Raw genomic sequence first — 23,295 nt, 5'->3', positions numbered from 1 at the left:
AAATCACACCCAAGTATGTTATCAAAAAAAATAGAAGAAGTACTAAATACACAAATAAAAATAGAAGCAGAATCGTCTCAGGTATATTTATCAATGGCATGTTGGGCAGAAATTCAAGGTTTTGAAGGAGTTGCTCAGTTTATGTACGCACATTCAGATGAAGAACGCATGCACATGTTAAAGTTGGTAAAGTTTGTTAATGAACGTGGTGGTCATGCACAAATTTCTGAACTAGCGGCACCTCCAACTGAGTTTGGTTCATTTAAAGATATGTTTCAAACATTATTTGATCATGAGGTTATGGTTTCTAAATCTATTAATGATTTAGTTCACATTACATTAGAAGAAAGAGATTATGCAACTCATAACTTTTTACAATGGTATGTATCAGAACAAATAGAAGAGGAAGCTTTAGCAAGAAACATTTTAGATAAAATTAATTTAATTGGTGATGATAAAGGAGGCTTATATTTATTTGATAATGATGTAAAGCAGTTAGTAGGGCAAGCACCTGATGCGCCTCAATAAGATTAACAAAGATTTAGGAGTTGTTTACGATTTTTATAGCAGATTTTATGGTTTATTGCAATACTTTACATTGAGTAAAAAAATCGTTTTAATAATCCATAATTAATCATTAATTTTGCCAGATGCAAAAAAATAAAAATTTAGCGTATATAATTGTAATGTTATTGGTATTAACATCATGTGGCCAATATCAAAAAGTATTAAATAGAGGTACAGTAGAAGAGCAGTATAAAATGGCTGTAAAAATGTATGAATCTCAAAAATACAGTAAGGCTTTACGTTTATTTGAAAAAATAACACCTTCTTATAGAGGTAAACCACAAATGGAACGTATCCAATTTATGGTTTCTCAATCAAACTTTAATGAAAAAAATTATAGTTTAGCAGGGTATTATTTTAATAGGTTTACAAGAAATTATCCTAAGAGTTCTAAAAAAGAAGAAGCTGCTTTTTTATCAGCTTTAAGTTATTATAAGGCAGCACCAAGGTTTAGTTTAGATCCTACAGATACCGACAAAGCGTTGGAGTCTTTTCAAGGATTTATAGATAACTATCCTAATTCAGATAAATTACCAGAAGCAAACAAGTATTATGCTGAATTACGTTATAAATTAGAAAAGAAGGCATTTGAAATAGCAAAAACATATTATAGAACTGCTGATTATGATACTAGAAATTATAGAGCAGCTATAGTAGCTTTTGATAATTTGTTATCTGATTATTTAGGTACAAGTTTTAAAGAAGAAGCATTGTTTTACCGTTTAAAAGCGGCTCATGACTTTGCAATGAAAAGTACTGCTAGAAGAAAAGCAGAAAGAATAAAAAGTGCTGTAAAAGCATATGATAAATTAAAAAGAAACTTTCCTGAATCAAAATTCATGACAGATTCTAATGATATGCTATCAGCATTACAAAAGGCACAAGAACAATTAGTTAAAAGTTAAAAAATGGATTATAAAGAAACGAAAGCACCTGTAAGTACAATAACTTATGATAAAGAAGCTATCGAAGCTTCTACAGATAATATCTATGAGGCAATTTCTGTAATAGCAAAAAGAGCTACACAAATTAACTCTGATTTAAAAAAGGAGTTAGTTGATAAGTTAGATGAGTTTGCTACTTACAATGATAGTTTAGAGGAAGTTTTTGAAAATAAAGAACAGATAGAAGTTTCTAAATTCTACGAACGTTTACCAAAACCACATGCTATTGCAGTTGATGAGTGGTTAGATGGTAAAGTATATTACAGAACACCAGACGCAGAATAATATGTCTGTATTAAGCGGTAAAAAAGTATTACTAGGCGTAACAGCTGGAATTGCCGCATACAAAACGGCGAACTTAGTTCGTTTATTTATAAAATCAGGCGCAGAAGTCAAAGTAATTATGACTCCTGCGTCTAAAGATTTTATAACCCCTCTTACCTTATCAACCTTATCTAAAAATCCTGTTCATTCTACTTTTTATGATAAAGAAGAAGAAGAAAATGAACTATGGAACAACCATGTAGATTTAGGTCTTTGGGCTGATATAATGATTATAGCTCCTGCTACAGCAAACACATTGTCTAAAATGACTAATGGAACTTGCGACAATTTATTATTAGCAACTTATTTGTCAGCTAAATGTCCAGTATATTTTGCTCCAGCAATGGATTTAGATATGTACAAGCACCCGTCAACTAAAAACAGTTTGGATAAACTACAATCCTACGGAAATGTTATGATACCAGCTACTTCAGGTGAATTAGCTAGTGGATTGGTAGGAGAGGGAAGAATGGCAGAACCTGAAGATATTGTATCGTTTATTACAAATGATATTTTATCAACACTTCCATTAAAAGGAAAGAAAATTTTAATAACTGCTGGACCTACATATGAAGCAATTGATCCAGTTCGATTTATAGGTAATCATTCTTCAGGAAAGATGGGGTTTGAAATAGCAAAGACAGCAGCTAATTTAGGTGCTGAAGTATTTTTAGTTTCAGGTCCATCATTTCAAAAAGTAAACCACTCACTGATTCATAGAATAGACGTAAAGTCTGCTGAAGATATGTATATCGCTTGTCACAAGTACTATGCTGACGTTGATGTTGCTATTTTGGCAGCAGCTGTTGCTGATTACAAACCAAAAAATATTGCTACTCAGAAAATAAAAAAGAAGGATGCAGCGTTAACTATTGAATTAGAACCTACTAAAGATATATTAAAATCATTAGGAGAAATAAAAAAGCATCAGTTATTAATAGGGTTTGCATTAGAAACGAATAACGAAGTAGAAAATGCAAAAAGCAAAATAGAGCGAAAAAAATTAGATTTGATTGTATTAAATTCTTTAAGAGATGAAGGAGCCGGATTTGCAACTGATACTAATAAAATTAATATTATTGATGTTGATTTTAATCAAAATGTATTTGAATTAAAATCTAAAAAAGAAGTTTCTAAAGACATTATTAACGAAATAATAAACAAATTATATGCGTAAGTTTTTCATTTTTGCTTTAACATTATTCGTTACTACAGCTGTTAGTTCACAAGAATTAAATGCTCTAGTAACTATTAATTCTGATAAAATTCAAAGTTCTAATAAGCAGGTTTATGAAACTTTACAAAGTTCTTTAACAGAGTTTATAAATCAAAAGCAATGGACCAATAAAACGTTTAAAATTCAAGAACGTATAAATTGTGCTTTTACTATTATCATAAACGAACAAAACGGCAATAATTTTTCAGCAAGTTTACAAGTTCAAGCTACTAGACCAGTATATAAATCTTCATATACTACTCCTATATTGAATATTAATGATATTAATTTTAACTTTAAGTATAATGAATTTGATCCATTAATTTACAATCCAAATTCATACGACTCTAATTTAGTTTCTGTAATAGCATTTTATGCGTATGTAATTGTAGGAGTTGATGCAGATACATTTGCTAAAAAAGGTGGTGAAAAGTATTTAAAACAAGCTGAAAATGCTATGTTACAAGCACAATCTAATGGAGAAAGTGGATGGCAAAATAATATAGGTAAACAGAATAGGTTTAGTTTAATAGATAATTTATTATCACAAAAGTTTACTGTACTTAGAAATATATATTATAATTACCATAGAAATGGTTTTGATAGCTTTGCTGAAAATAAAGATAAAGCAAAAGAAACAATTGAAACTAATGTAATTCAACTAGATAGACTTCATAATATTACGGTTGGTAATTACATGATTCGAATTTTTTTAGATGCCAAAGGAGATGAAATAGTAAATGTTTTTTCTGACGGTAAGCCTACTAGAAATCAGCAAAAAATGATTCAAGTATTACAAAAGATAGCTCCAACTTATGAAGATAAATGGAAAAAAATTAACTAGTATTTAGTTATATTTTTTAGAATTTATTTGTTAAAAGTAGTTTCTACCTCTCTAGCATCTACGATTATTTCTTTAGGGTACTTGTATAAATCTAAAATTTTAATTGCGTTTCTAGTTTTCAATTTTCCATTTTTTATTTTATGATCAAAAACTAATTTTTCATTTTCTATTTGTTCACTAAAATGAAATAAATTATAGTTTTCTTCTACTAATAATTCAGTGAGTTCAATATCATGGGTAGAAACCAAAACTGTGTGTTGTAATTTATTTAAATACTTAAGAATAGCTTTTCCACCAGATATTCTTTCAACTGTATTGGTTCCTTTAAAAATTTCATCTAAAACAAATAGACAAGGATGTTTATCTTCAGAAGCTTTAATTAAATCTTTGATAGTTAAAACTTCTTGTAAATAGTAACTCGTATTATCTAGTAAATCATCAGTTATTCTAATTGATGAAAATACTTTATAAAAGGGTGCAGAATATTCTTTAGCAAAGCAAAGATGTAATGTTTGTGCCAAAATACTATTTATAGCTATTGTTCTAATAAATGTAGTTTTTCCTGACATGTTAGAGCCTGTTAACAACATACTTTTATTAGTTAAGTTAACTGTGTTAGCAACACAATTATCTATAAGTGGATGATAGATATCTAAAGCTTTTAAAACATTATTTTTATTAAATTCTGGAGTACAGGTTTTAAGATTTCCTGACTTTAAAGAAGCGGTTGATATAGCAGCATCTATTTTACCTATAAAAACAAACATATCATCAATACTTTCTTTTTCTTTCTCTATGGCTCCAACAAAGCTATAGAAAGCTAGGTATTCAATATTAAATAAAATCTTAAAAATTTCAGCAACAAACCAAAAAGTAAATAAAAATTCATTATCAATATTTTTTTCAAAAGCAATAAATTCTGTTTTGAATTTTATTGAATTTATTTTCTTTATAAATGAAAAGTTCTCAAAATGATATGATATTTCATTTATTTTACTTAATGATTTACTTACTTTTAAAGCCCTTGAAAGCTGATAAGCACCATTTAAATAATATCCTATATTATTTTTGTTTTTATAATGTAAAACCATGTTAACAGCTAAAACAGGTACTAATAATAGAGCTACAATAGGATAGAAGAACATTACAACAAATGAAGTAATAGATATTAGAGTTGATAATTTAACTAACCATAAAAATTTGGGTTTTGTAAGTTGTTTTCCATTAATTAATTCTTCTAAGTAATATGAATTATTACTATTTAGTTTAGAAAGTTCTAATTGACATGAAATACTAAGGTCTTTGTTTTTTTGAAACAATGAAGTTAAATCTTCAAATTTTAATAAGTTATCTATTGAATCAATGGTTCTTAATTTAAAGTATAAATATTGCTGTCCAACTTTTGAAACTGTCCTATCTATAAATTTAAATACATCATCAATATCAATATCTATTTTACTTTTTTCAGTAATTATATGATACGCTTTGTTTTTATGAGGATTGTTTTTAAAATACTTTTCTATTACATAAAAATTGTAGTATTCGTTTTCTTTTTTCTTACCCCAATTATTATAAAGATGTTTTCTGAATTTAATTAATTGCCTTTTTTTTACGAAGTTTTTAATTAAAAAAAGTAGAATTAATATAAAAGCAACACCTAAAATATAATTCATAGTATTTTAATTTTTAAAGTAATTTAATAGTATAAATTATTAGTATCACAAAAAGTTGTTTTGTTACTAAAAAAAATTAAACATCTAAACCAAAAGTACTTTTCAATTTTTCTAGAAGAGGGTTCTTTTCTTTTAATTTTAAGTATTTCTCTTGCGGAGTATAAGCAAATTTCTTTTCTACAGTTTCATTAACTGTTATAACAATTTGAACACCATAATTATTAAGTTTTTCACGTAAAAAAGTTAATAATTTACGTTTACCTTTTTCTAACTGAGATTTCATTAAATCATTAGGTAAAGATATTGCAACTTGAAACTTTTCTCTTAATTGGGGTTCGTCAGAAGCAATAATTGCAGCAATACTACGCTCACCCATATCTTGTAGCTTAAAATAATACTTTTTCCATGCATCTTTTAGCTCTTCTTGAGTAAAAGGTGTTCTAGGGTGATTATCATAGTTTTCTTCTTCCTGAGTACTTTTATACTCCTTTTTTTGATGTATACTTTTTAGAGATAGGGCAGAGGTACGTCTCTTTATATTTTTAAGTAGGGGTTTAGTTGATTCCTCTTTAGGTTTAATTTCCTTTGGTTTAGGAGAAACAGGTTTAGCGTTTGAAACAGCTTCCTTTACAATTGTATCAACTTGTTGTTTAACCACTTTAGGCTTGGCTGGAGATAATGATGTAAAAAAAGTAGCTGGAATTATGTAGTTGCTAGATTTTTTTTTTGCTCCATCAAAAGTGATAGAGGCTATTTGCATTAATGTTAGTTCAACCAGCAAACGTTGGTTTTTACTAGCCCTATATTTTAAATCACAATCATTAGCTTTATCAATTGCAGGTATTAAAAACTGCATATTAGCTTTGGTTGCTTGGTCTAAATATTTCTTTTTAGTTGAGTCGCCTACCTCAAGAAGTGCTATTGTTGCAGTGTCTTTAGCAACTAATAAATCTCTAAAATGGCTAGCTAAACCGTTAATAAAATGATGTCCTTCAAAGCCTTTTCCTAAAACTGTATTATAGGCCATCAAAACTTCAGGAATTTTATTCTCTAATAATAAATCAGTTATTTGAAAATAAACATCATAATCTAAAACATTTAAGTTTTGAGTAACCGCTTCACGAGTTAAATTAGTACCTGAAAAACTTACTACTCTATCAAAAATAGACAATGCATCACGCATAGCACCATCTGCTTTTTGTGCTATAATGTGTAAAGCATCATCATCTGCTGTTATACTTTCTTTAGCACAAATAGTTTTTAAATACTCCTTAGCATCTAAAACACCAATACGTTTAAAATCAAAAATTTGACAACGTGATAAAATAGTAGGTATAATTTTATGCTTTTCAGTAGTTGCTAATATAAAAATAGCATGTGCTGGTGGCTCTTCTAATGTTTTTAAAAAAGCATTAAAAGCCGCTTGAGACAGCATATGAACCTCATCAATAATATACACTTTGTATTTACCTGTTTGAGGAGGAATGCGAACTTGGTCTGTTAAACTACGAATATCATCTACAGAGTTATTGGAAGCAGCATCTAATTCAAAAATATTAAAAGCAAAATCTTCATCATCTGTAGTAGCATCTTCTTGATTAATTCGTTTTGCTAAAATACGAGCACAAGAAGTTTTACCAACTCCACGAGGACCCGTAAATAATAAAGCTTGCGCTAAATGATTATTTTTTATAGCATTCTCTAACGTATTAGTAATGGCTTGTTGCCCTACTACATCTTCAAAATTTTGAGGACGATACTTACGTGCTGATACTATAAAATGCTCCATTAACTCTTATTGTTTACTTGAACAAAAATAGAAAACCCAGCAACAACACACAAACAAATTTATAAAGTGAAAATGAAAGTTGTGAACAATGTTTAAATCATTATAACTAAATCGTCTTTGTAAGGTTATAAAGGTTTGAAGTAATCTGTTTACAGTTAGACTATATCATTCTTCTTAGTGGCATTTTTAATTGCTATAAGCTAGAACTATATGAAAAGCTTATTGGTGAAATTATGTTAGATTTAATACTAGATAATTAAAACACGTATCTTTGATATAAAAGAAATTAATGGATTTGTTTTCACAATTTGAAGAACAGCCTAAAAACTTATTACCTAAAGAGGGAACAGTTTTGTATTATGGATTAGTTATCTCTAAAGCCAAAGCGGATTGGTATTATAAACATTTGTTAGAAGCTATTGAATGGCGAAATGATGAAGCTATAATTTTTGGAAAGCGTGTTGTAACCAAACGCAAGGTTGCTTGGTATGGAACAGAACCTTTTGAGTATTCTTATTCTAATACGACTAAAGTAGCATTAACTTTTACTAAAGAGTTATTAGAGCTCAAGAAACTTATTGAAGAAGAAACGAATGAAACCTATAATTCATGCTTACTAAATTTATACCATGATGGTTCAGAAGGAATGGCTTGGCATGCTGATGGCGAAAAAGATTTAAAGAAAAATGGAGCTATTGCCTCATTAACTTTTGGAGCTGAGCGAAAATTTGGATTTAAACATAAAAAAACAAAAGAAGTGGTGTCATTAATACTACAACATGGTTCTTTATTAGTAATGAAAGATGAAACTCAAAGTAATTGGCTGCATAGATTACCTCCTACAAAAAAAGTTCATAGACCTCGAGTAAACTTAACATTTAGAACAATTGTTAAGTAATAGCTAATAACTAAATTTTACTTTTATTTCATAATTCATTTTTTATTGTATTTTTGATTCTATAGACAAACCAAACAATATAAAAATTATGGGAAACCAAATTACTACGAGTGGGATTACTTTAACATTAAAGGATTTTAAAGAATTTGATACTAACATTCCAGCAGCAAATAAGCCTAAAGGTCCTTTAGTAAATATTTCAGCAATTGAAAATGGAGATAATAAGCCATATACCGTAACAGTTTTAGCGTATTTGCCAGGCAATCAGGTTTTAAATCCATTACCAGCGGGTAGTAGAACAGATTTGAAAATGCCAAATAAAGAAATTTATTTAAATTATTATGGACCAGTTACAATGAATCTTGTAGGAAGAGATGGAGAGCCAGTTTCAACGTTATGTAGAGACTTTAGAGTAGAATTTAATTGTGATGATAAAGATGTTCAAGTATATGATTTATATTATATTCAGTTTACTTATCAATTAGATGAAGGAACTCCGTCTGTAGATGCAATTTGTGTAAGAGATCAAGATGATGATCCTGAAACAGATAGGGGAACAGTAACAGGTCCAATAGATGACGAAGATTAAATATTTTTTATTTCTTGTTTTAATATATACTAATACTTTTTCTCAAAAAAATGATAGAGAAGTTTTAGAGGAAAATGCTATAAAAATTTCTTTGAATAAAGAAAAAAAAGCATTTATAAAAGCATATTTTTATTTTAAAAATAAAAATTATGATTCCTGTTATGTATATAGTGCGAAAGCATTAGGTAGAGTTACTAGTCAAAATGAGTCAGATATTTTGAATTATTTCCAAGGAGTAAGCGCTATAAGAAAGAGATTACTTAAAAAAGGAATTTTAAATATTAGTTCTATTTCGGATAATGGAAGTTATACTAGCTTAAAGAGATTAAAACTTGGTAGAATATATTTAAGCTTAGAGAAGTACGATAACTCGTTAAAAGAATATTTAGATTGGGAAAAATCAAATATTACCACTAAAGAAAGCCATAAAAAAAATGCATATCATAATATTGGCTTATGTTATATTCATAAAAAAGAGTATGTTAAAGCAAAAATATATTTTAAAAAAGCATTAACTTTAATAAAACCAGATGATACACTTAGAGTTATTCGTGCAAAAATGGATTTAGCAAATGTTTATTATAATCAGTATCTAGATAGTGAGGCAATTCCTTTATTTCAAGAAGCATATATTTTGTCAAAATCTTTTTCAGATATCGAATCAAAACAGTTGACATCTAAAAATATGGCTGTTGTTGAGCGCAATCGAAAGCGTTATAAAGAAAGTGTTAAATATTATAGAGAGTTTATAAAATGGAAAGACTCTATTGATAATAGAGATCGTATTTGGGAGCTTACGGAACGTGATAAAAAATTAGCAGTTGCCCAAAAGCAACAGGAAATAGCAATACAAGATGAAAAATTAAAGCGTCAAAAAGTACAAAGAGATGGCTTGATTATTGGTTCTTCTGGGTTATTATTATTTATTGGATTCTTAGGCCTTTTTTATAGAAAACTTAAAAAGAAAAATAAGTTAATTACGCAACAGAAAGAAGATTTAAATGTAGCTAATAAAACCAAAGATTATTTATTTTCTGTCGTTTCACATGATTTACGTTCACCTATTAATACTATTCGGTATCAGCATGAAGAACTAAAAACACATATTGATAATAAAGATTTAGTAGCTATAAAAGAAGCCACTAATGCTGCAATTGCTGTAACTAATAGTACAAGTCATTTATTAAATAATGTATTACATTGGTCATTAGAACAAAGTAATCAGTTAGTATTTGACCAAAAAGAGTATGCATTACGTCCTATGGTGCAACATGTATTGCATGATTATACTATTTTAGTAGAAGCTAAAAGTATTCGTATTGAAAGTAATTTAAAAAATGCTTTAGTAAAAGCAGATAAAGAGTCGCTGAAAATAGTACTGAGAAACTTGCTTGACAATGCTGTAAAGTATATGAATGGAGCAGGAGAAATAAAGGTTACTACTGGTGTTAAATCAGAAACACAAGCATTTATATCAATAGAAGATACTGGTGTTGGAATACCTAAAGATAGATTAGTGAAAATTAATGCACTTAAAGATTTAAGTATTGATAAAATAGATCGCTCTGAAGGTGTTGGACTAGGATTAATACTTTGTCAAACATTAATTAAGAAAAATAACGGAACACTTACTTTTGACAGTGAAGTTGGTAAAGGAACAAAAATTACTATTCTACTGCCAAGTATACCAGTTTAAATAAAAAAAGAGATTGTAATTTGCAATCTCTTTTTTTTATGTCTTTGCGAAATAGTTGTAATGATTGAAGTAATCTTTTAGTTAGTAACACGCAATACAAAGACAACTTCGTGCCTCGTTGTGACGTTATACTTGTGTCATTACGAACGAAACGAAGTGGAGTGAAGTAATCTTTGCATTTGAAGTGCATTATATAAAGATAACTTCGTGCCTCGTTGTGACGTTTTTATAGTGTCATTACGAACTAAATACAGTGGAGTGAAGTAATCTTTTAGTTAGGAACACGTAATACAAAGACAACTTCGTGCCTCGTTGTAACGTTTTGATAGTGTCATTACGAACGAAATACAGTGGAGTGAAGTAATCTTTGTATTTGAAGTGCATTATATAAAGACAACTTCGTACCTCGTTGTGACGTTAATAATTTGTCATTAGGGTTAAAGTACTAAAGCAATAACCTTTCTAACTTTTACATTTAAATCATTTAGGGTAAAAATCAGAAAAACAAACGTATAGATTAAAACTTGTTATAAAGAAGTAGAAAAATTGGTTTTGTTAACAAATTAGCTATATTTTTATACTATGAACACACTAAGACTATTACTACTAGAAGATTTAGATAAAGAAGCTAATGCGCTTATTTCTTTTTTAGAAACAAATGACTATGAGGTTGTTAGAGTGGCAAATGCAGAAGAGGCAGAGAAGGAGATTAAAAACCGATTTTTTGATGTGATTATTTTAGACATCATGATTGATGGTAGGCCAGAAGGAATAGAGTTGGCTCAACGTTTGAATCAACGTGATATGAATGTTCCGTTTTTATTTTTAACAAGTATGCAAAGTAAAACTGTTTTTGATGAAGCTAAGCTTACTAATCCTATGGTTTATCTATTGAAGCCATATAATGAATTAGAGCTTTTATATTCATTAGAGTTAGCTATTGAATCGTGTTATCAGCAATCTAATAGTATCAGTTTTAATGAGCAAAATGCAGTATTAAGTCCTTCTTTTTTATTTATAAAAAAGAAAAGGAGTGTTGTTAAAGTAGATGTTAGTTCTATAAACTATATAGAAGTTAAAGAGAAGTATTGTAGTTTACTTTGTGATGAAGGGAATTATTTAATAAAACTATCATTAACAAAATTAAAAGAGATGTTATCAAATCCTGACTTTAAGCAGGTACATCGTAATTATTTGGTAAACATTAAAAAAATAAAAGAGATTTACTTTGAAGATAACTTAATTATTCTTCAGAACAAAGGGCAAATACCTTTTAGTGAGCGTTACAAAAATGCATTTATAAAAGATAATACTATTTTTAGATAAATCAGTTTGTAGTTTAGCTCTCGCTATGACGTTTTATATTGTCATTAAGAAAGAGTGATAACGATTGAAGTATTCTTTCAGTTTGTAGTTTAGAATTTTATGAAAGCTTCGTTGTTCTTGCTATGACGTTACAATTTGTCATTACGAAAGAGTGATAACGACTGAAGTAATCTTTCAGTTTGTAGTTTAGAATTTTATGAAAGCTTCGTTGTTCTCGCTATGACGTTTTATACTTTCATTACGAAAGAATGATAACGACTGAAGTAATTTTTCAGTTTGTACTTTAGAATTTTAAGATAGCTTCGTTGTTCTTACTATGAAGTTACAATTTGTCATTACATTTATTTCTACTAAAATTAAACATTCCTAATATCAAAAATAGCTCCGTTTACCAATCTGTCTTCTATATCAATTGTATAAATAGTATTAGCTACAAATTCAGGGGTATATAGTTCATTGTTTTCTTTTAAATCAATGAAACGTTGTAGGTTTTTAAAATCATTTTCACTTGTGTTTCTTATTTGTGATTGCATATTAGTGTCAACTACACCTGGATATAGAGCAATACATTTCACCCCATTTTTAATCGATGCTTGTTCAGAAGCAGTTGTTTTGGTAAGCATATCAATAGCAGCTTTAGATGTACAATAAACACTCCAACCTTCATAAGGCTTAGTAGCAGCTCCTGATGAGATATTTATTATTTGCTTTTTACAAGTAATACTTTGTGTTAATTTGATAAATAAACTAGTTAAAATAATTGGAGTAGTTATGTTTAATTGAATAGTAGTATTAATATCATTAGATGTTAAATTTTCAATTGTTGTTATTTTACCTAATCTACCTGCATTATTTACTAATGTGATAGAGGTAATTTCAAGTTGTTTAATTTCTTCTAGAAGATTTTTAAAACAAGTTTCAGTATCTTTTAAATTACTTAAATCAACAGTAATTTGAGTAATATTTTTTAAATCTGAAGTACTTCTAGCTAAAGAATATACTTTATAGTTTTCAATCGCATATTTCTTAGCTATTGCTTTTCCAATACCTTTACTTCCTCCTGTAATAATAATAACATCCATAGTGTAAATATAAATAAAGTGTATTTATAGATAAAATGCTTCTGAATAATTGTTTACTTTTTAAGTTAAAAAAACAATTTAGATATAAGCATTTGTTTAATAGTTTTATAAAAAGAGAGAAATTCGTTTATCTATACTTTTCTATCATTTTATCGTAGCTTATAAGTAAGTAAACTTAATTTATAAGAATGAAGGTAGCCTCTGTTGTATTTTTATAAAAAGTTATTTCATTAATAGATTTTTTAAGTTAGTTTTTAGTTTGAGCTCTCTTCGGAGAGCTTTTTTATTGTTAACTAATGGTTAGTGTGTAGTAAATTAAGGGTAAACCCTTAGCTTACTTATAGGGATAACCCTTAGTGTTTGTTGTTTTTATTTTGTATAAATTGCACTGTGTTTGTCTAAGAGTTTCAAACACAATACATTCTGCTAATATTTAAGGGATATCTCCTTTCAGAAATGAAGGGAGATTTTTTGTTGTATAAAATTAAGTAAACATCTAAAAAGGAATTGGAATTGTTAATTTCATCTCTTTTTTAGTATCAGGGTGAATAAAAGAAATGCTTTCTGCATGTAAATGAAGACGATTTGATTTTGTACCATACAAGTCATCACCAACAATAGGAGAGTTTAGGCCTAAATGATGAGCCATGTGTACTCTCAATTGATGTGTTCTACCAGTTATAGGGTATAAATAAATTTTAGTCCTTCCTTTGTTAGCACTAACTGTTTCCCAATGAGTGAGAGCTTCCTTTCCATATTCGTAACATACTAATTGTTTTGGACGATCTTCTAAGTCTACACGTAACGGAAGATTGATGGTACCTTTTTGATTTGGTAGAATACCATTTACTATAGCTACGTACCGTTTTTGAATAGTTTTATTAATAAATTGAGCTTGTAGCTCTTTATGAGTTTCTTTTGTTTTTGCAATAAGTAATATACCAGATGTTGACATATCCAATCGGTGTACAACTAAAGGCCCAGTAGCGTTTGGATATTTTTCACGGACTAAGCTTTCAATTGTATAGGAGATTTCTTTTCCAGCTACGGTTAAAAACTCAGCAGGTTTATTAATAGCTAACATATATTTATCTTCATAAATAATATCTAACTCTTGTGGTTTATTTAATTTTTTTATCAATGGGTTTTCTTCAACTATTAATCCTTGTAACATATGATTTAGAATAGGTTTACATTTACCAGAACACGCTACATAGTAGTGTAAATGTTTCCTTATAGAAGTAGTTAACGGTTTACCCCACCAAAATTCAGCTAAAGCAATAGGAGTTAGTTGATGTTTAAAAGCGTATTGAAAAAGTTTTGGAGCACAGCAGTCACCGCTTCCTGCTGGAATATTTTGAGTATTATTAAAAATATCTAATAAATTTTTAGATTGCAGGTTTGCATTTGTAAATAGATAATGTTTAAATATTTTTTGTTGAATATTTGCTGAAGTTTCCGCTCGTTGTTTTTTTAATAACTCAATTTTATTTTCATAATTCAAAAAAGTTTGTCTTAATGAGTTTATCTTATCATTTAAATAAACCTCGTATTCGCGTAAGTAAAACTCTTCATTAATATTTAGTTGGTTGTTAACTAACTGTTGTTCTTTTCTAAGTTTACGATTTCTTTTAACTTTAGAATGCTCTTGATTTAATAGCTCTTCATGATTTTTTTTTTGTGTATAGTATTGCTTCTTTAATTCTAAGTATTCTTTTTTATTAGTTAATAAATGTATTTGTTCATTTATAATATTCAATTTGTTTTCTATTTGTATATAAAAACCATTAGGAGCCAGGATATCAAAAACAGGAGGGACAAAAAAAATATGCTGTGTTTTATTAGCCATCTTACCTGAAAAAGCAGCTATATAACCTATTTTACCTGTAGGGTGCTTAACAACTAAAACTCCAAACATTTTACCTAAAGCTTTAGTACTATTATTAGATAAACCAAAATCATGTTTAAAATCTGATTGTGTTAATAGATATTCTTGTAGTTCTTCTGCAGCTATTTTTGCTATTGAATGAGGTGTGTAATTATGAGGGTATCCTATTTTTTTAGGTAACTGAATATTTGTTGTATCAGATTTAAAATAATGTAGCTTGTTCATAGAGTTTCGCAAAAAAAATCACTGTATGTTTGTCGTTACAAATATACAGTGATAGTATGTGTTAGTATTCTAATAAATTAACACCTATAAATTTTATCATATAAATCTGAATAGATTTGCTTGATTATTTTACGTTTCATTTTCATAGTTGGAGTTAAATGTCCTCCATCTATAGACCATTCTTCAGGGGTAAGTTCAAAACGCTTGATTTGCTCCCATTTACCAAATTTAGCATTACAAGCATCAACTTCTTCTTGAATACGTTCAATTACTTTATGATTTGCTATAAGGTCTTTATTGTCATCTAAATTAATATTATGACGATTAGCCCATTCACGAACAAATGCAAAATTTGGTTGAATAAATGCAGCAGGCATTTTTTCACCTTCACCAATAACCATTATTTGTTCTATAAAACGAGATTGCTTTAATTCACCTTCTAATAATGGTGGAATAACATATTTACCGCCAGATGTTTTAAACATCTCTTTGGTTCTACCTGTAATTTTAAGAAAACCTTCTTCACAAACTTCACCTTTATCACCTGTATGAAAATAACCATCTTTAAGTACCTCAGCTGATTTTTCAGGATCTTTATAATATCCCATCATTATATTAGGTCCTTTTGCTAAAATTTCTCCATTCTCAGCAATCTTTACTTCAACACCATTAATTATTCTTCCTACTGTTCCAACTCTAAATCCGCCATTTCTAACATCATTTACAGAAATTACAGGAGAAGTTTCAGTAAGTCCATAACCTTCCATTACTGGCATTCCAGCAGCAGCAAAAACTCTTGTTAATCTTGATTGTAATGCAGCAGAACCAGATACCATTAGTTTTAACTCGCCTCCTAAGGCAACTTGCCATTTAGAAAAGATTAATTTACGAGCAATACCTAATTGTTTTTCATACCACCATCCATTGGCTCCATATGGTTCATATTTTAAACCTAAATCAATAGCCCAAAAGAAAAGTTTCTTTTTTATGCCAGATAATTCAGCTCCTTTCGCGTAAATTTTATCATAAATTTTTTCATATAAACGAGGAACGGCAGTCATAACATTAGGTTTGACTTCTTGTGCATTTTCGCTTAATTTTTCTATAGATTCAGCAAAGTACACAGAAACACCACAGTATTGATATAAATACAATATCATACGTTCAAAAATATGGCAAACAGGTAAAAAGCTTAACCCTTTTTCTTTACCATAGGTTAAGGGGACTCGTTGTTCACTACTTAATACATTTGATACAATATTACCATGAGAAAGCATAACTCCTTTAGGTCTACCTGTAGTACCTGAAGTATATATTAAGGTAGCTAAAGTTTCTGAGGTAACTGCTTCTTTTCTTTCTTCAACTTCAGGTTGATTACTTTCATCTTTACCAAGTTTTAAAATTTCAGTCCAACTTTCTTCTCCAGGAATATCATCAAAAGTAAAAATTTTCTTAAGTTTTGTGTTTGATTTTATTTGGTTAAGTTTTGCTAGAATAGTGGTATCTGAAACAAAACAATAAGTAGCTTCAGAATGATTTAACACATATTCATAGTCTTCTTTAGAAATTGTTGGATAAATAGGAACGTTTTGTGCTCCAGTTTGTAAAATACCAATGTCACAAATGTTCCATTCAGTTCTATTATTGGTAGATATAACAGCTATTTTATCGTTTGGTTGAACACCTAAACGAATTAAACCACGACTTAAAGTGTTGGCTTGGGCTATATATTCTTTCGTTGATATAGATTCCCATTTACCATTATATTTTGTGGTAAATGCTTTTGGTAAGTTATATTTTTCTAATTGGTAATAAGGGAAGTCAAAAAGACGTGTAATTTCAATCGGCATAAATTCATATTTAGGGCTCTGCAAATTATAAAAATTAAGTCGATTGCACAAATAAAGCTTTAATGTTTGATTTATTGTTGATTATATATTTTTTTATACAAATAGTTGTATTTTTCTAAGATAATTTTCCTTCTCATTTTGAGTGTTGGTGTTAAATGACCTTCTTCGATGCTCCATTCATCTGGAGTAATTTCAAAACGTTTTATTTGTTCCCATTTTCCAAATTTTTTATTATAAAAATTAACTTCTTTTGATATTCTTTCAATAAGTTTTTCATTAGTAGTAAAACTAGAAATTTGATAGTTATGTCTTTTAGCCCATTTCTGAACAAATTCTTGAGAAATTTGAATCAGTGCAGCAGGCATTTTCTCACTTTCACCAATAACCATTATTTGTTCTATGAAGCGAGATTTTTTAAATTCACTTTCAAGCACTGCTGGGGCAATATATTTTCCTCCAGATGTTTTAAAAATTTCTTTTTTTCTATCAGTAATTTTTAAGAAACCATTACTATCTAATTCTCCAATATCACCAGTATGGAAGAAATTGTTTTTTATTACACTATTGGTTAATTCAATGTTTTTATAATAACCAAGCATTACATTTGGGCCTTTTACCAATATTTCACCATCTTGAGCTATCTTAACTGTAACGTCATTAAGTACTTTACCCACTGTGCCTATTTTAAAGCCATTATTTCGTATATCTGTTACAGATACGGCTGGTGAAGTTTCCGTTAAGCCATAGCCTTCTAAAACAGGTATTCCAGCTGCGGTAAATACCTTTATTAATCTTGATTGCATAGGAGCGCTTCCTGCAATCATAAATTCTAAATAGCCTCCTAATGCATTTTTCCATTTTGAAAAAATAATTTTCTGAGCTATTTTTAATTTACTTTCATACCACCAGCCATTTTGTTTATAAGGTTGGTAAGCTTCTCCTAATTTTAAAGCCCAAAAGAAGAGTTGTTTTTTTAACCCATTTAAATTACTTCCTTTATCTACAATTTTATCAAAAACCTTTTCTAGTAATCGAGGAACAACAGCCATAAAATGGGGTTGAACTTCTTTTAAATTATCTCCAATTTTATCAATACTTTCTGCGAAATAAATTTCGAAGCCCATGTATTGACAATAATAGGAAGATGCTCTTTCGAATATATGACAAACAGGAAGATAACTAATAGCTCTTTTTTTATTATCGTGTAAATTTAAAGTATTACCAACAGCAAAAACATTGCTTACAATGTTGTTATGTGAAAGCATAACACCTTTAGGGGTTCCTGTAGTTCCTGATGTATAAATGATAGTTGCTAAATCATTAGGTTTAACTTCTTTTTTAAGACACTCAACTTGTGGCTGAAGTTCATTATTCGTTCCTAATTCTAAAAAGGATCTCCAACCATTTTCAGTACCGAGTTCTTCAAAAGAGTATATCTTTTTTAAATTTGTGTTGTTTTGTACGCTTTTTACTTTTTTATATAATTCGTTATCAGAAACAAAACAAAAAAGGCTATCGGAATGTTGTAAGATATACCCGTAATCGTTTTCAGAAAAAGTAGGGTATAATGGAACATTAACAGCTCCTATTTGTAATATACCAATATCTAAAATATGCCATTTAGGTTGATTTGTTGCTGTAATTACAGCTACTTTATCACCTGGTTTTATACCTAGTTTAAGTAATGAACGACTCACTTTATTAGCTTGCTCAATATATTCATGTGTTGAAATACTTTTCCATGAATCAAGATTTTTATAAACAAAACATTTTTTTTGAGGGTATTTATCTAGTTGATAATATGGGAAATCAAAAAGTCGTTTAACTGAAGTAGATTTTTGCATATAGGGTTGTTTGCTATAAATCTACTAAAAAAAATAATTATTTGTTTAATACATTTAATAGGATGTTACATCCTTCATGTATTTCTTCATCGCTTATGGTTAATGGTGGGGTAATTCGAATAGCCTTTCCTTCAAAAAGTAACCAAAATAAAATTAATCCTTTATCAAGGCAATTTAAAATAATTTCGGAAGCTAATTCAGGGCTCTCTACAATTAAAGCTAGCATTAAACCACGCCCTCTAATTTTTTTCACTTTAGGGTGTTTTTCTAAAATACTACGAATTAATTGTTCTTTCCTTAAAGTTTCTTTTATAAGGTTTGTTTCAGAAATTTCCTTGATAGTAGCAAGGCTAGCAGCTGCAATAACAGGATGACCACCAAAAGTAGTAATATGTCCTAATTTAGGATTGTTATTAAGACAGCTCATTATCTCATTTGAAGAAATAAAAGCACCAACAGGCATTCCTCCTCCAAGTCCTTTACCTGCAATAATAATATCAGGAATTACATTATAATTTTCAAAGCCCCAAAAGGTTCCAGTTCTACCAACTCCAGTTTGAATTTCATCTAAAATTAATAAAGCTCCAACTTCTTTACAACGGTTTTTTACTTTGGTTAAATAATTGTTTTTAGGTTCAATAAATCCAGCACCTCCTTGAATAGTTTCTAAAATTACTCCAGCTGTATTTTTTGTTATTTTATGTAAATCAATTTCATTATTAAATTCAATAAATTTAACTCCAGGTAGTAATGGCCTATAGGCTTGATTTTGTTGCTCAGCACCACAAACACTCATAGCTCCTTGTGTATTTCCATGGTAGGCATTTTTAGCAGCTATAATTTCACTTCTACCAGTAAATTTTTTGGCAAGTTTTAAAGCGCCTTCAGTTGCTTCAGTTCCTGAATTAACTAAATAAACAGAAGAAAGGTTTTTTGGTAATGTTTTAGCTAAAGCTTTACAAAGTTCTAGTTGTGGTTTTTGAATGAATTCACCATATACCATTACATGGGTATATTGTGTTAATTGATATTGAATAGCTTCGTTTACTTTTGGATGATTGTGCCCTAGACTATTCGCAGAAACACCAGCTACAAAATCTAAAAGTTTTTTACCTGAGCTATCATAAATATAATTTCCTTTAGCGTGTGAAATTTCAATTGCTAATGGGTGAGGCGTTGTTTGTGCTTGATACTTTAAAAAATCATTTTTCATTAAAAAAAACTATTCTCGTTTAAAATCATATTTTGGTAAAGTTCTTCTTTTCTCGTTTTCCTTTTTTAGTTTTTTCTTAGCTTTTATAACAGCTTTATTATTTCTTTTAGGTTTAAGAAAAATTGAAGCTTTATCTTTAATAAAAATATCTTCCATAACCAAGGGTTGTTCATCTCCACGCCATACAAAGCCTCTAAATTTCTTTTCTCCTTTAGGAAATTCAGAAGGAGGAAATGTTTTTCCTTCTGATTTTTTAAAATATTTTGTTTCTACAACTTCGTTATTTTCTAGTTTAAACTCAATATCACTAGCAATTTCTTTTGTTATAGTTTCTAATTTTTGAGTTTCATCATTTCTATTGTAATATAAAGATTCTGCATTTCCTTTTACAAGCATAGTTCTTAAATCATTCTCAATAAATTTACCGTAGATGTTTCTTCCTTTTATTTGATTATAGTTATCGTCGGATAACGAGTCTTTTTGAATAATAAAAGCATTTTGTAATACACGTAGAGAGTCCAACTCATTTGTTTTTTTATCTGACACTAGATGAATGCTATCTCCAGTAATCTGACTTTTTCCTGACCATAAAATGGGAGATCTGAACATTCTTGTTAAACCTGTTATTTGACTAGTATGTATAGAGTCACACTTTCCTTGTAAATTGGATTTAAAAATTTTTACATTATTAAAAATTCTAACTATTCGTTTTTCAGGCTTACCAGTAATTAATATTTTATCACCATGAACATACATAGAATCTTTTTCTTGCTCAGTAATTGCTACAGCTCTATCAATAATAAACAAAGAGTCTTTTTGTTCATACAATTCAGCATAATTTCCTTTGGTAACAGTGTTTTGTAAAGTGTCTATTATTTTTATCCTGTTAGTAGCAGAAGCAAATCCTTTTCTTTTATCATAATACAAACTATCAGCTTCTATGGTTCTGTTTTTTAAGAATAGTTTAGCTCTTTTAACAAAATAAGAAATCTCAGTATTGGTATCATAAAACCCTCTTTCTGAATATACCTTAGTACTATCTTTTAAATTGGTAATAGTACTAGGTCCATATAAATAAGCTAGACTTGTATTGGTGTAATAATCAAGATGATTAGATTCTAAATGATTTTCAGGATTAACAACAGTTACTTTTGATTTAGCAATAAACTTTTTTTCTTTTAAAAAATAAGTTCCTTTTAAACTTTTTAAAGTGTTTTTCTTATCTTTTATAGTACCACCAGTTTGGTAAAATAACACTTGTTCTTTTCTATCAAAATGAAGTGTATCTGTATTCATTTTCATTTCTTTGTCGTTAATTTCTACATTACCCCAAGAAACAGCTTTTTTGGTATTTCCATTATAAATTGCAAAATCGCTATATTGTATAATACTATCACCTTGTTCAATAACCACTTCACCTGCAGCTTTAAATAAGTTTTCTTTTTTGTATAATAAAGCTTGTTTACAGTCTAGAGTTGCACCTTCATGGGCAATTTTAACATTTCCAATTAAAATGGTTGCTCCTGGGTATTTTTTTTCATCAGCTTCAGAAAATTCACTAGAAATAATTCTAATTTTTTTTGTTTGAGAAAAACTATTAAAGGCTAATAGTAAAAGTGATAAAATAAATAGTTTTTTCAAAATAATATTGTTTTCAGCAAAAATAAGGAAAACTTCATTGAATGAAGTTGTTTGAAAAGTGAAAGTTTTTATAATAAAAAATCACCCGTTATGGGTGATTTCCTGTTTTAATATCCTACTAATTTTGCTGAAAATATATGTATTCAGTAATCTATTAATAATTCTAAAAATGTATTTCGAAAAACTATTTAAAAGTAAACTTGTTAGTTCTTATAAGCAATTAAATTTATTTCAAATAGGAGAGGAGGACCTTACTAATTTTTCTGATTTTGTTTTTAAAATGTATTCTTATCATTATTATAAAAAATATTCATGGATTCCTATGGATAATGAACAGAATGATATGAGAAATCAAGATATTAAACAATTTGAAAACTCAATTTATTTTGGATTTAAAAATTTAGAAAATATTTTAATAGGTACTATTAAAGCAACCTTAAAAACTGGTAGGACACTTTTTGCTGTAGAATATGAATTTAACATTAATGTTTTTGAAGTAATTAAAGAAAAACAATTAGAGGTTAATCAAATTTGGCACTTAGGAAGGTTAGCAATAAATTCTAAAAAACTTAAAGAACATGATTCGTCACTTACATCAAAGAGGTTAATTCATAATTTACTAGTTCAAATTTTTGGCGTAATTAATAAGCAACCTAATAGCTTAATTATAGCTGAATCTGATGTTTTAATATATCATGTTTTTAGAGATTTAGGAGTGAATATGCAAATAATAGGTGAGTGTCAGGAATGTTTGGGAAGTCCTACTTATCCTGTAATTATTACAGATGTTGAGAATTGGCTGACTAGAAATCAGATAGAAGAATTAGAATTAGTGTCATAATAATTTTTAGAAAAGAATTTTAATAAAAAATTAGAATATAAAATGATGAAAGCTTTAAAAGTTATACCAGAAATGCATGAAAATGAAAGGTATCATAAAAATGTGTTATATATTTCTCCAAAAGAGCAAAACAATATAAGAGATATTAAAATTGTTTTTGCAGGAGTAGGGTTAGGTAGTGTAATAGCAGAAGCAGCCTTAAGGTTAGGTTTTGAGAATTTTGTATTAATAGATGGTGATACTATAGAGTTATCTAATTTAAATAGGCAGAATTATGATAATGAATCTGTAAATAAATCTAAAGTTAAAGAAATAACTAAACGATTAAAGGCTATTAACCCTGATGTTAGTATTGAATATCATCACCTTTTTTTAGAGCCAACTACAATATCAAAATATTTAGAAGGGTGTGATGTTGCAATAAATGCTATTGATTTTGATACAGAACATACTCCTTTTGCATTTGATGAAATATGTAAAGAAAAAGGTATACCTGTAATACACCCTTTAAATTTTGGTTGGGGTGCTGCAGCTTATCTGGTAACGCCAACAAGTAAACAAATTTATAATGTAGAAAGAAATGACGGAAGGTTTGAATTGGTGCTAATTGAAAATATGTTGACATATTTAAAAAACAGGAAGGATATTAACTTGGATTGGTTTTATAGTTTTTTTGAATTGTATAAGTTAAATTCAGAAAAAATAACACCCCCACAATTAGTTGTTGGATCTCATTTATCAGCAGCTTTAGTTTGTAATATATTATTTAGCATAGTAAATAATTTAGAGGTTAAAACTTTCCCTGAACCTTATTTTTTATCAACTAGATAGTATTTTCTGTATTG

At 28.6% G+C, this 23,295-nt stretch carries 19 protein-coding genes; 11 read left to right on the top strand and 8 right to left on the bottom strand.

Features of this window, described 5'->3' with window-relative positions; all coding sequences use genetic code 11:
* Positions 1 to 15: 15 nt before the first annotated feature.
* The 5 genes from DS884_RS14730 (at position 16) to DS884_RS14710 (ending at position 3,895) form a co-directional block, all read left to right on the top strand.
* Positions 16 to 528: a ferritin gene (locus DS884_RS14730; RefSeq protein ID WP_093871369.1), complete on the top strand. Its 513-nt coding sequence runs from the start codon at positions 16 to 18 to the stop codon at positions 526 to 528.
* Positions 529 to 650: 122 nt separating this feature from the next.
* A complete protein-coding gene (locus DS884_RS14725) occupies positions 651 to 1,472 on the top strand; it encodes an outer membrane protein assembly factor BamD (RefSeq protein ID WP_093871368.1) in 822 nt (273 codons plus the stop codon).
* Positions 1,473 to 1,475: 3 nt separating this feature from the next.
* Positions 1,476 to 1,796, top strand: coding sequence for a DNA-directed RNA polymerase subunit omega (locus DS884_RS14720; protein WP_093871367.1), 321 nt, complete (start codon positions 1,476 to 1,478; stop codon positions 1,794 to 1,796).
* Position 1,797: 1 nt separating this feature from the next.
* Entirely contained in the window at positions 1,798 to 3,012 is a 1,215-nt protein-coding gene (gene coaBC, locus DS884_RS14715; protein ID WP_093871366.1) for a bifunctional phosphopantothenoylcysteine decarboxylase/phosphopantothenate--cysteine ligase CoaBC, read from the top strand.
* Complete coding sequence (locus DS884_RS14710; protein WP_113787276.1) at positions 3,005 to 3,895, top strand: DUF4835 family protein; 891 nt, start codon at positions 3,005 to 3,007, stop codon at positions 3,893 to 3,895. The genes coaBC and DS884_RS14710 overlap by 8 nt, the downstream gene beginning before the upstream one ends.
* 23 nt (positions 3,896 to 3,918) lie before the next feature.
* On the opposite strand, the gene DS884_RS14705 is transcribed toward DS884_RS14710, so the two are convergent.
* Positions 3,919 to 5,568, bottom strand: coding sequence for a MutS-related protein (locus DS884_RS14705; protein ID WP_113787275.1), 1,650 nt, complete (start codon positions 5,566 to 5,568; stop codon positions 3,919 to 3,921).
* A gap of 76 nt (positions 5,569 to 5,644) precedes the next feature.
* Positions 5,645 to 7,357, bottom strand: coding sequence for a DNA polymerase III subunit gamma/tau (gene dnaX, locus DS884_RS14700; protein WP_113787274.1), 1,713 nt, complete (start codon positions 7,355 to 7,357; stop codon positions 5,645 to 5,647).
* Positions 7,358 to 7,646: 289 nt separating this feature from the next.
* Here dnaX and DS884_RS14695 point away from each other — a divergent pair, with 289 nt between their 5' ends.
* From DS884_RS14695 to DS884_RS14680, 4 genes are all read left to right on the top strand, one after another.
* Positions 7,647 to 8,255: an alpha-ketoglutarate-dependent dioxygenase AlkB family protein gene (locus tag DS884_RS14695; protein ID WP_113787273.1), complete on the top strand. Its 609-nt coding sequence runs from the start codon at positions 7,647 to 7,649 to the stop codon at positions 8,253 to 8,255.
* Positions 8,256 to 8,343: 88 nt separating this feature from the next.
* Complete coding sequence (locus tag DS884_RS14690) at positions 8,344 to 8,844, top strand: hypothetical protein (protein ID WP_113787272.1); 501 nt, start codon at positions 8,344 to 8,346, stop codon at positions 8,842 to 8,844.
* Entirely contained in the window at positions 8,831 to 10,540 is a 1,710-nt protein-coding gene (locus DS884_RS14685; protein WP_113787271.1) for a tetratricopeptide repeat-containing sensor histidine kinase, read from the top strand. The genes DS884_RS14690 and DS884_RS14685 overlap by 14 nt, the downstream gene beginning before the upstream one ends.
* A 582-nt stretch (positions 10,541 to 11,122) precedes the next feature.
* Positions 11,123 to 11,866: a LytR/AlgR family response regulator transcription factor gene (locus tag DS884_RS14680; RefSeq protein WP_093871359.1), complete on the top strand. Its 744-nt coding sequence runs from the start codon at positions 11,123 to 11,125 to the stop codon at positions 11,864 to 11,866.
* Positions 11,867 to 12,222: 356 nt separating this feature from the next.
* On the opposite strand, the gene DS884_RS14675 is transcribed toward DS884_RS14680, so the two are convergent.
* The 6 genes from DS884_RS14675 to DS884_RS14650 form a co-directional block, all read right to left on the bottom strand.
* A complete protein-coding gene (locus tag DS884_RS14675; RefSeq protein ID WP_113787270.1) occupies positions 12,223 to 12,948 on the bottom strand; it encodes a (S)-benzoin forming benzil reductase in 726 nt (241 codons plus the stop codon).
* A 496-nt stretch (positions 12,949 to 13,444) separates the two neighbouring features.
* Positions 13,445 to 15,061, bottom strand: a complete 1,617-nt coding sequence (locus DS884_RS14670) for an RluA family pseudouridine synthase (protein WP_113787269.1) — start codon at positions 15,059 to 15,061, stop codon at positions 13,445 to 13,447.
* Positions 15,062 to 15,138: 77 nt separating this feature from the next.
* Complete coding sequence (locus DS884_RS14665) at positions 15,139 to 16,911, bottom strand: AMP-dependent synthetase/ligase (protein ID WP_113787268.1); 1,773 nt, start codon at positions 16,909 to 16,911, stop codon at positions 15,139 to 15,141.
* Positions 16,912 to 16,982: 71 nt separating this feature from the next.
* Positions 16,983 to 18,755, bottom strand: coding sequence for an AMP-dependent synthetase/ligase (locus DS884_RS14660; protein WP_113787267.1), 1,773 nt, complete (start codon positions 18,753 to 18,755; stop codon positions 16,983 to 16,985).
* A gap of 37 nt (positions 18,756 to 18,792) precedes the next feature.
* Positions 18,793 to 19,968: an aspartate aminotransferase family protein gene (locus DS884_RS14655; RefSeq protein ID WP_113787266.1), complete on the bottom strand. Its 1,176-nt coding sequence runs from the start codon at positions 19,966 to 19,968 to the stop codon at positions 18,793 to 18,795.
* Positions 19,969 to 19,977: 9 nt separating this feature from the next.
* A complete protein-coding gene (locus DS884_RS14650) occupies positions 19,978 to 21,609 on the bottom strand; it encodes an OstA-like protein (RefSeq protein WP_113787265.1) in 1,632 nt (543 codons plus the stop codon).
* Positions 21,610 to 21,778: 169 nt separating this feature from the next.
* Between DS884_RS14650 and DS884_RS14645 the strand changes: the two genes are divergently transcribed.
* Positions 21,779 to 22,450: a hypothetical protein gene (locus DS884_RS14645; protein WP_113787264.1), complete on the top strand. Its 672-nt coding sequence runs from the start codon at positions 21,779 to 21,781 to the stop codon at positions 22,448 to 22,450.
* 42 nt (positions 22,451 to 22,492) lie between these two features.
* Entirely contained in the window at positions 22,493 to 23,281 is a 789-nt protein-coding gene (locus DS884_RS14640; protein ID WP_093871351.1) for a HesA/MoeB/ThiF family protein, read from the top strand.
* Positions 23,282 to 23,295 lie beyond the last annotated feature (14 nt).

Source organism: Tenacibaculum sp. E3R01 (assembly GCF_003318185.1).
GTDB lineage: Bacteria > Bacteroidota > Bacteroidia > Flavobacteriales > Flavobacteriaceae > Polaribacter > Polaribacter halocynthiae.
Note: the sequence above shows the minus strand (reverse complement) of the source record. Positions and strands in the feature narration are given on the sequence as shown.

Coding starts and splice junctions, on each gene's coding strand:
- DS884_RS14655 (WP_113787266.1), bottom strand. CDS start 19,968: ATGAAAAATGATTTTTTAAAGTATCAAGCACAAACAACGCCTCACCCA.
- DS884_RS14710 (WP_113787276.1), top strand. CDS start 3,005: ATGCGTAAGTTTTTCATTTTTGCTTTAACATTATTCGTTACTACAGCT.
- DS884_RS14680 (WP_093871359.1), top strand. CDS start 11,123: ATGAACACACTAAGACTATTACTACTAGAAGATTTAGATAAAGAAGCT.
- DS884_RS14730 (WP_093871369.1), top strand. CDS start 16: ATGTTATCAAAAAAAATAGAAGAAGTACTAAATACACAAATAAAAATA.
- DS884_RS14665 (WP_113787268.1), bottom strand. CDS start 16,911: ATGCCGATTGAAATTACACGTCTTTTTGACTTCCCTTATTACCAATTA.
- DS884_RS14675 (WP_113787270.1), bottom strand. CDS start 12,948: ATGGATGTTATTATTATTACAGGAGGAAGTAAAGGTATTGGAAAAGCA.
- DS884_RS14660 (WP_113787267.1), bottom strand. CDS start 18,755: ATGCAAAAATCTACTTCAGTTAAACGACTTTTTGATTTCCCATATTAT.
- DS884_RS14705 (WP_113787275.1), bottom strand. CDS start 5,568: ATGAATTATATTTTAGGTGTTGCTTTTATATTAATTCTACTTTTTTTA.
- DS884_RS14695 (WP_113787273.1), top strand. CDS start 7,647: ATGGATTTGTTTTCACAATTTGAAGAACAGCCTAAAAACTTATTACCT.
- DS884_RS14690 (WP_113787272.1), top strand. CDS start 8,344: ATGGGAAACCAAATTACTACGAGTGGGATTACTTTAACATTAAAGGAT.
- DS884_RS14670 (WP_113787269.1), bottom strand. CDS start 15,061: ATGAACAAGCTACATTATTTTAAATCTGATACAACAAATATTCAGTTA.
- coaBC (WP_093871366.1), top strand. CDS start 1,798: ATGTCTGTATTAAGCGGTAAAAAAGTATTACTAGGCGTAACAGCTGGA.
- DS884_RS14725 (WP_093871368.1), top strand. CDS start 651: ATGCAAAAAAATAAAAATTTAGCGTATATAATTGTAATGTTATTGGTA.
- dnaX (WP_113787274.1), bottom strand. CDS start 7,357: ATGGAGCATTTTATAGTATCAGCACGTAAGTATCGTCCTCAAAATTTT.
- DS884_RS14685 (WP_113787271.1), top strand. CDS start 8,831: ATGACGAAGATTAAATATTTTTTATTTCTTGTTTTAATATATACTAAT.
- DS884_RS14640 (WP_093871351.1), top strand. CDS start 22,493: ATGATGAAAGCTTTAAAAGTTATACCAGAAATGCATGAAAATGAAAGG.
- DS884_RS14645 (WP_113787264.1), top strand. CDS start 21,779: ATGTATTTCGAAAAACTATTTAAAAGTAAACTTGTTAGTTCTTATAAG.
- DS884_RS14720 (WP_093871367.1), top strand. CDS start 1,476: ATGGATTATAAAGAAACGAAAGCACCTGTAAGTACAATAACTTATGAT.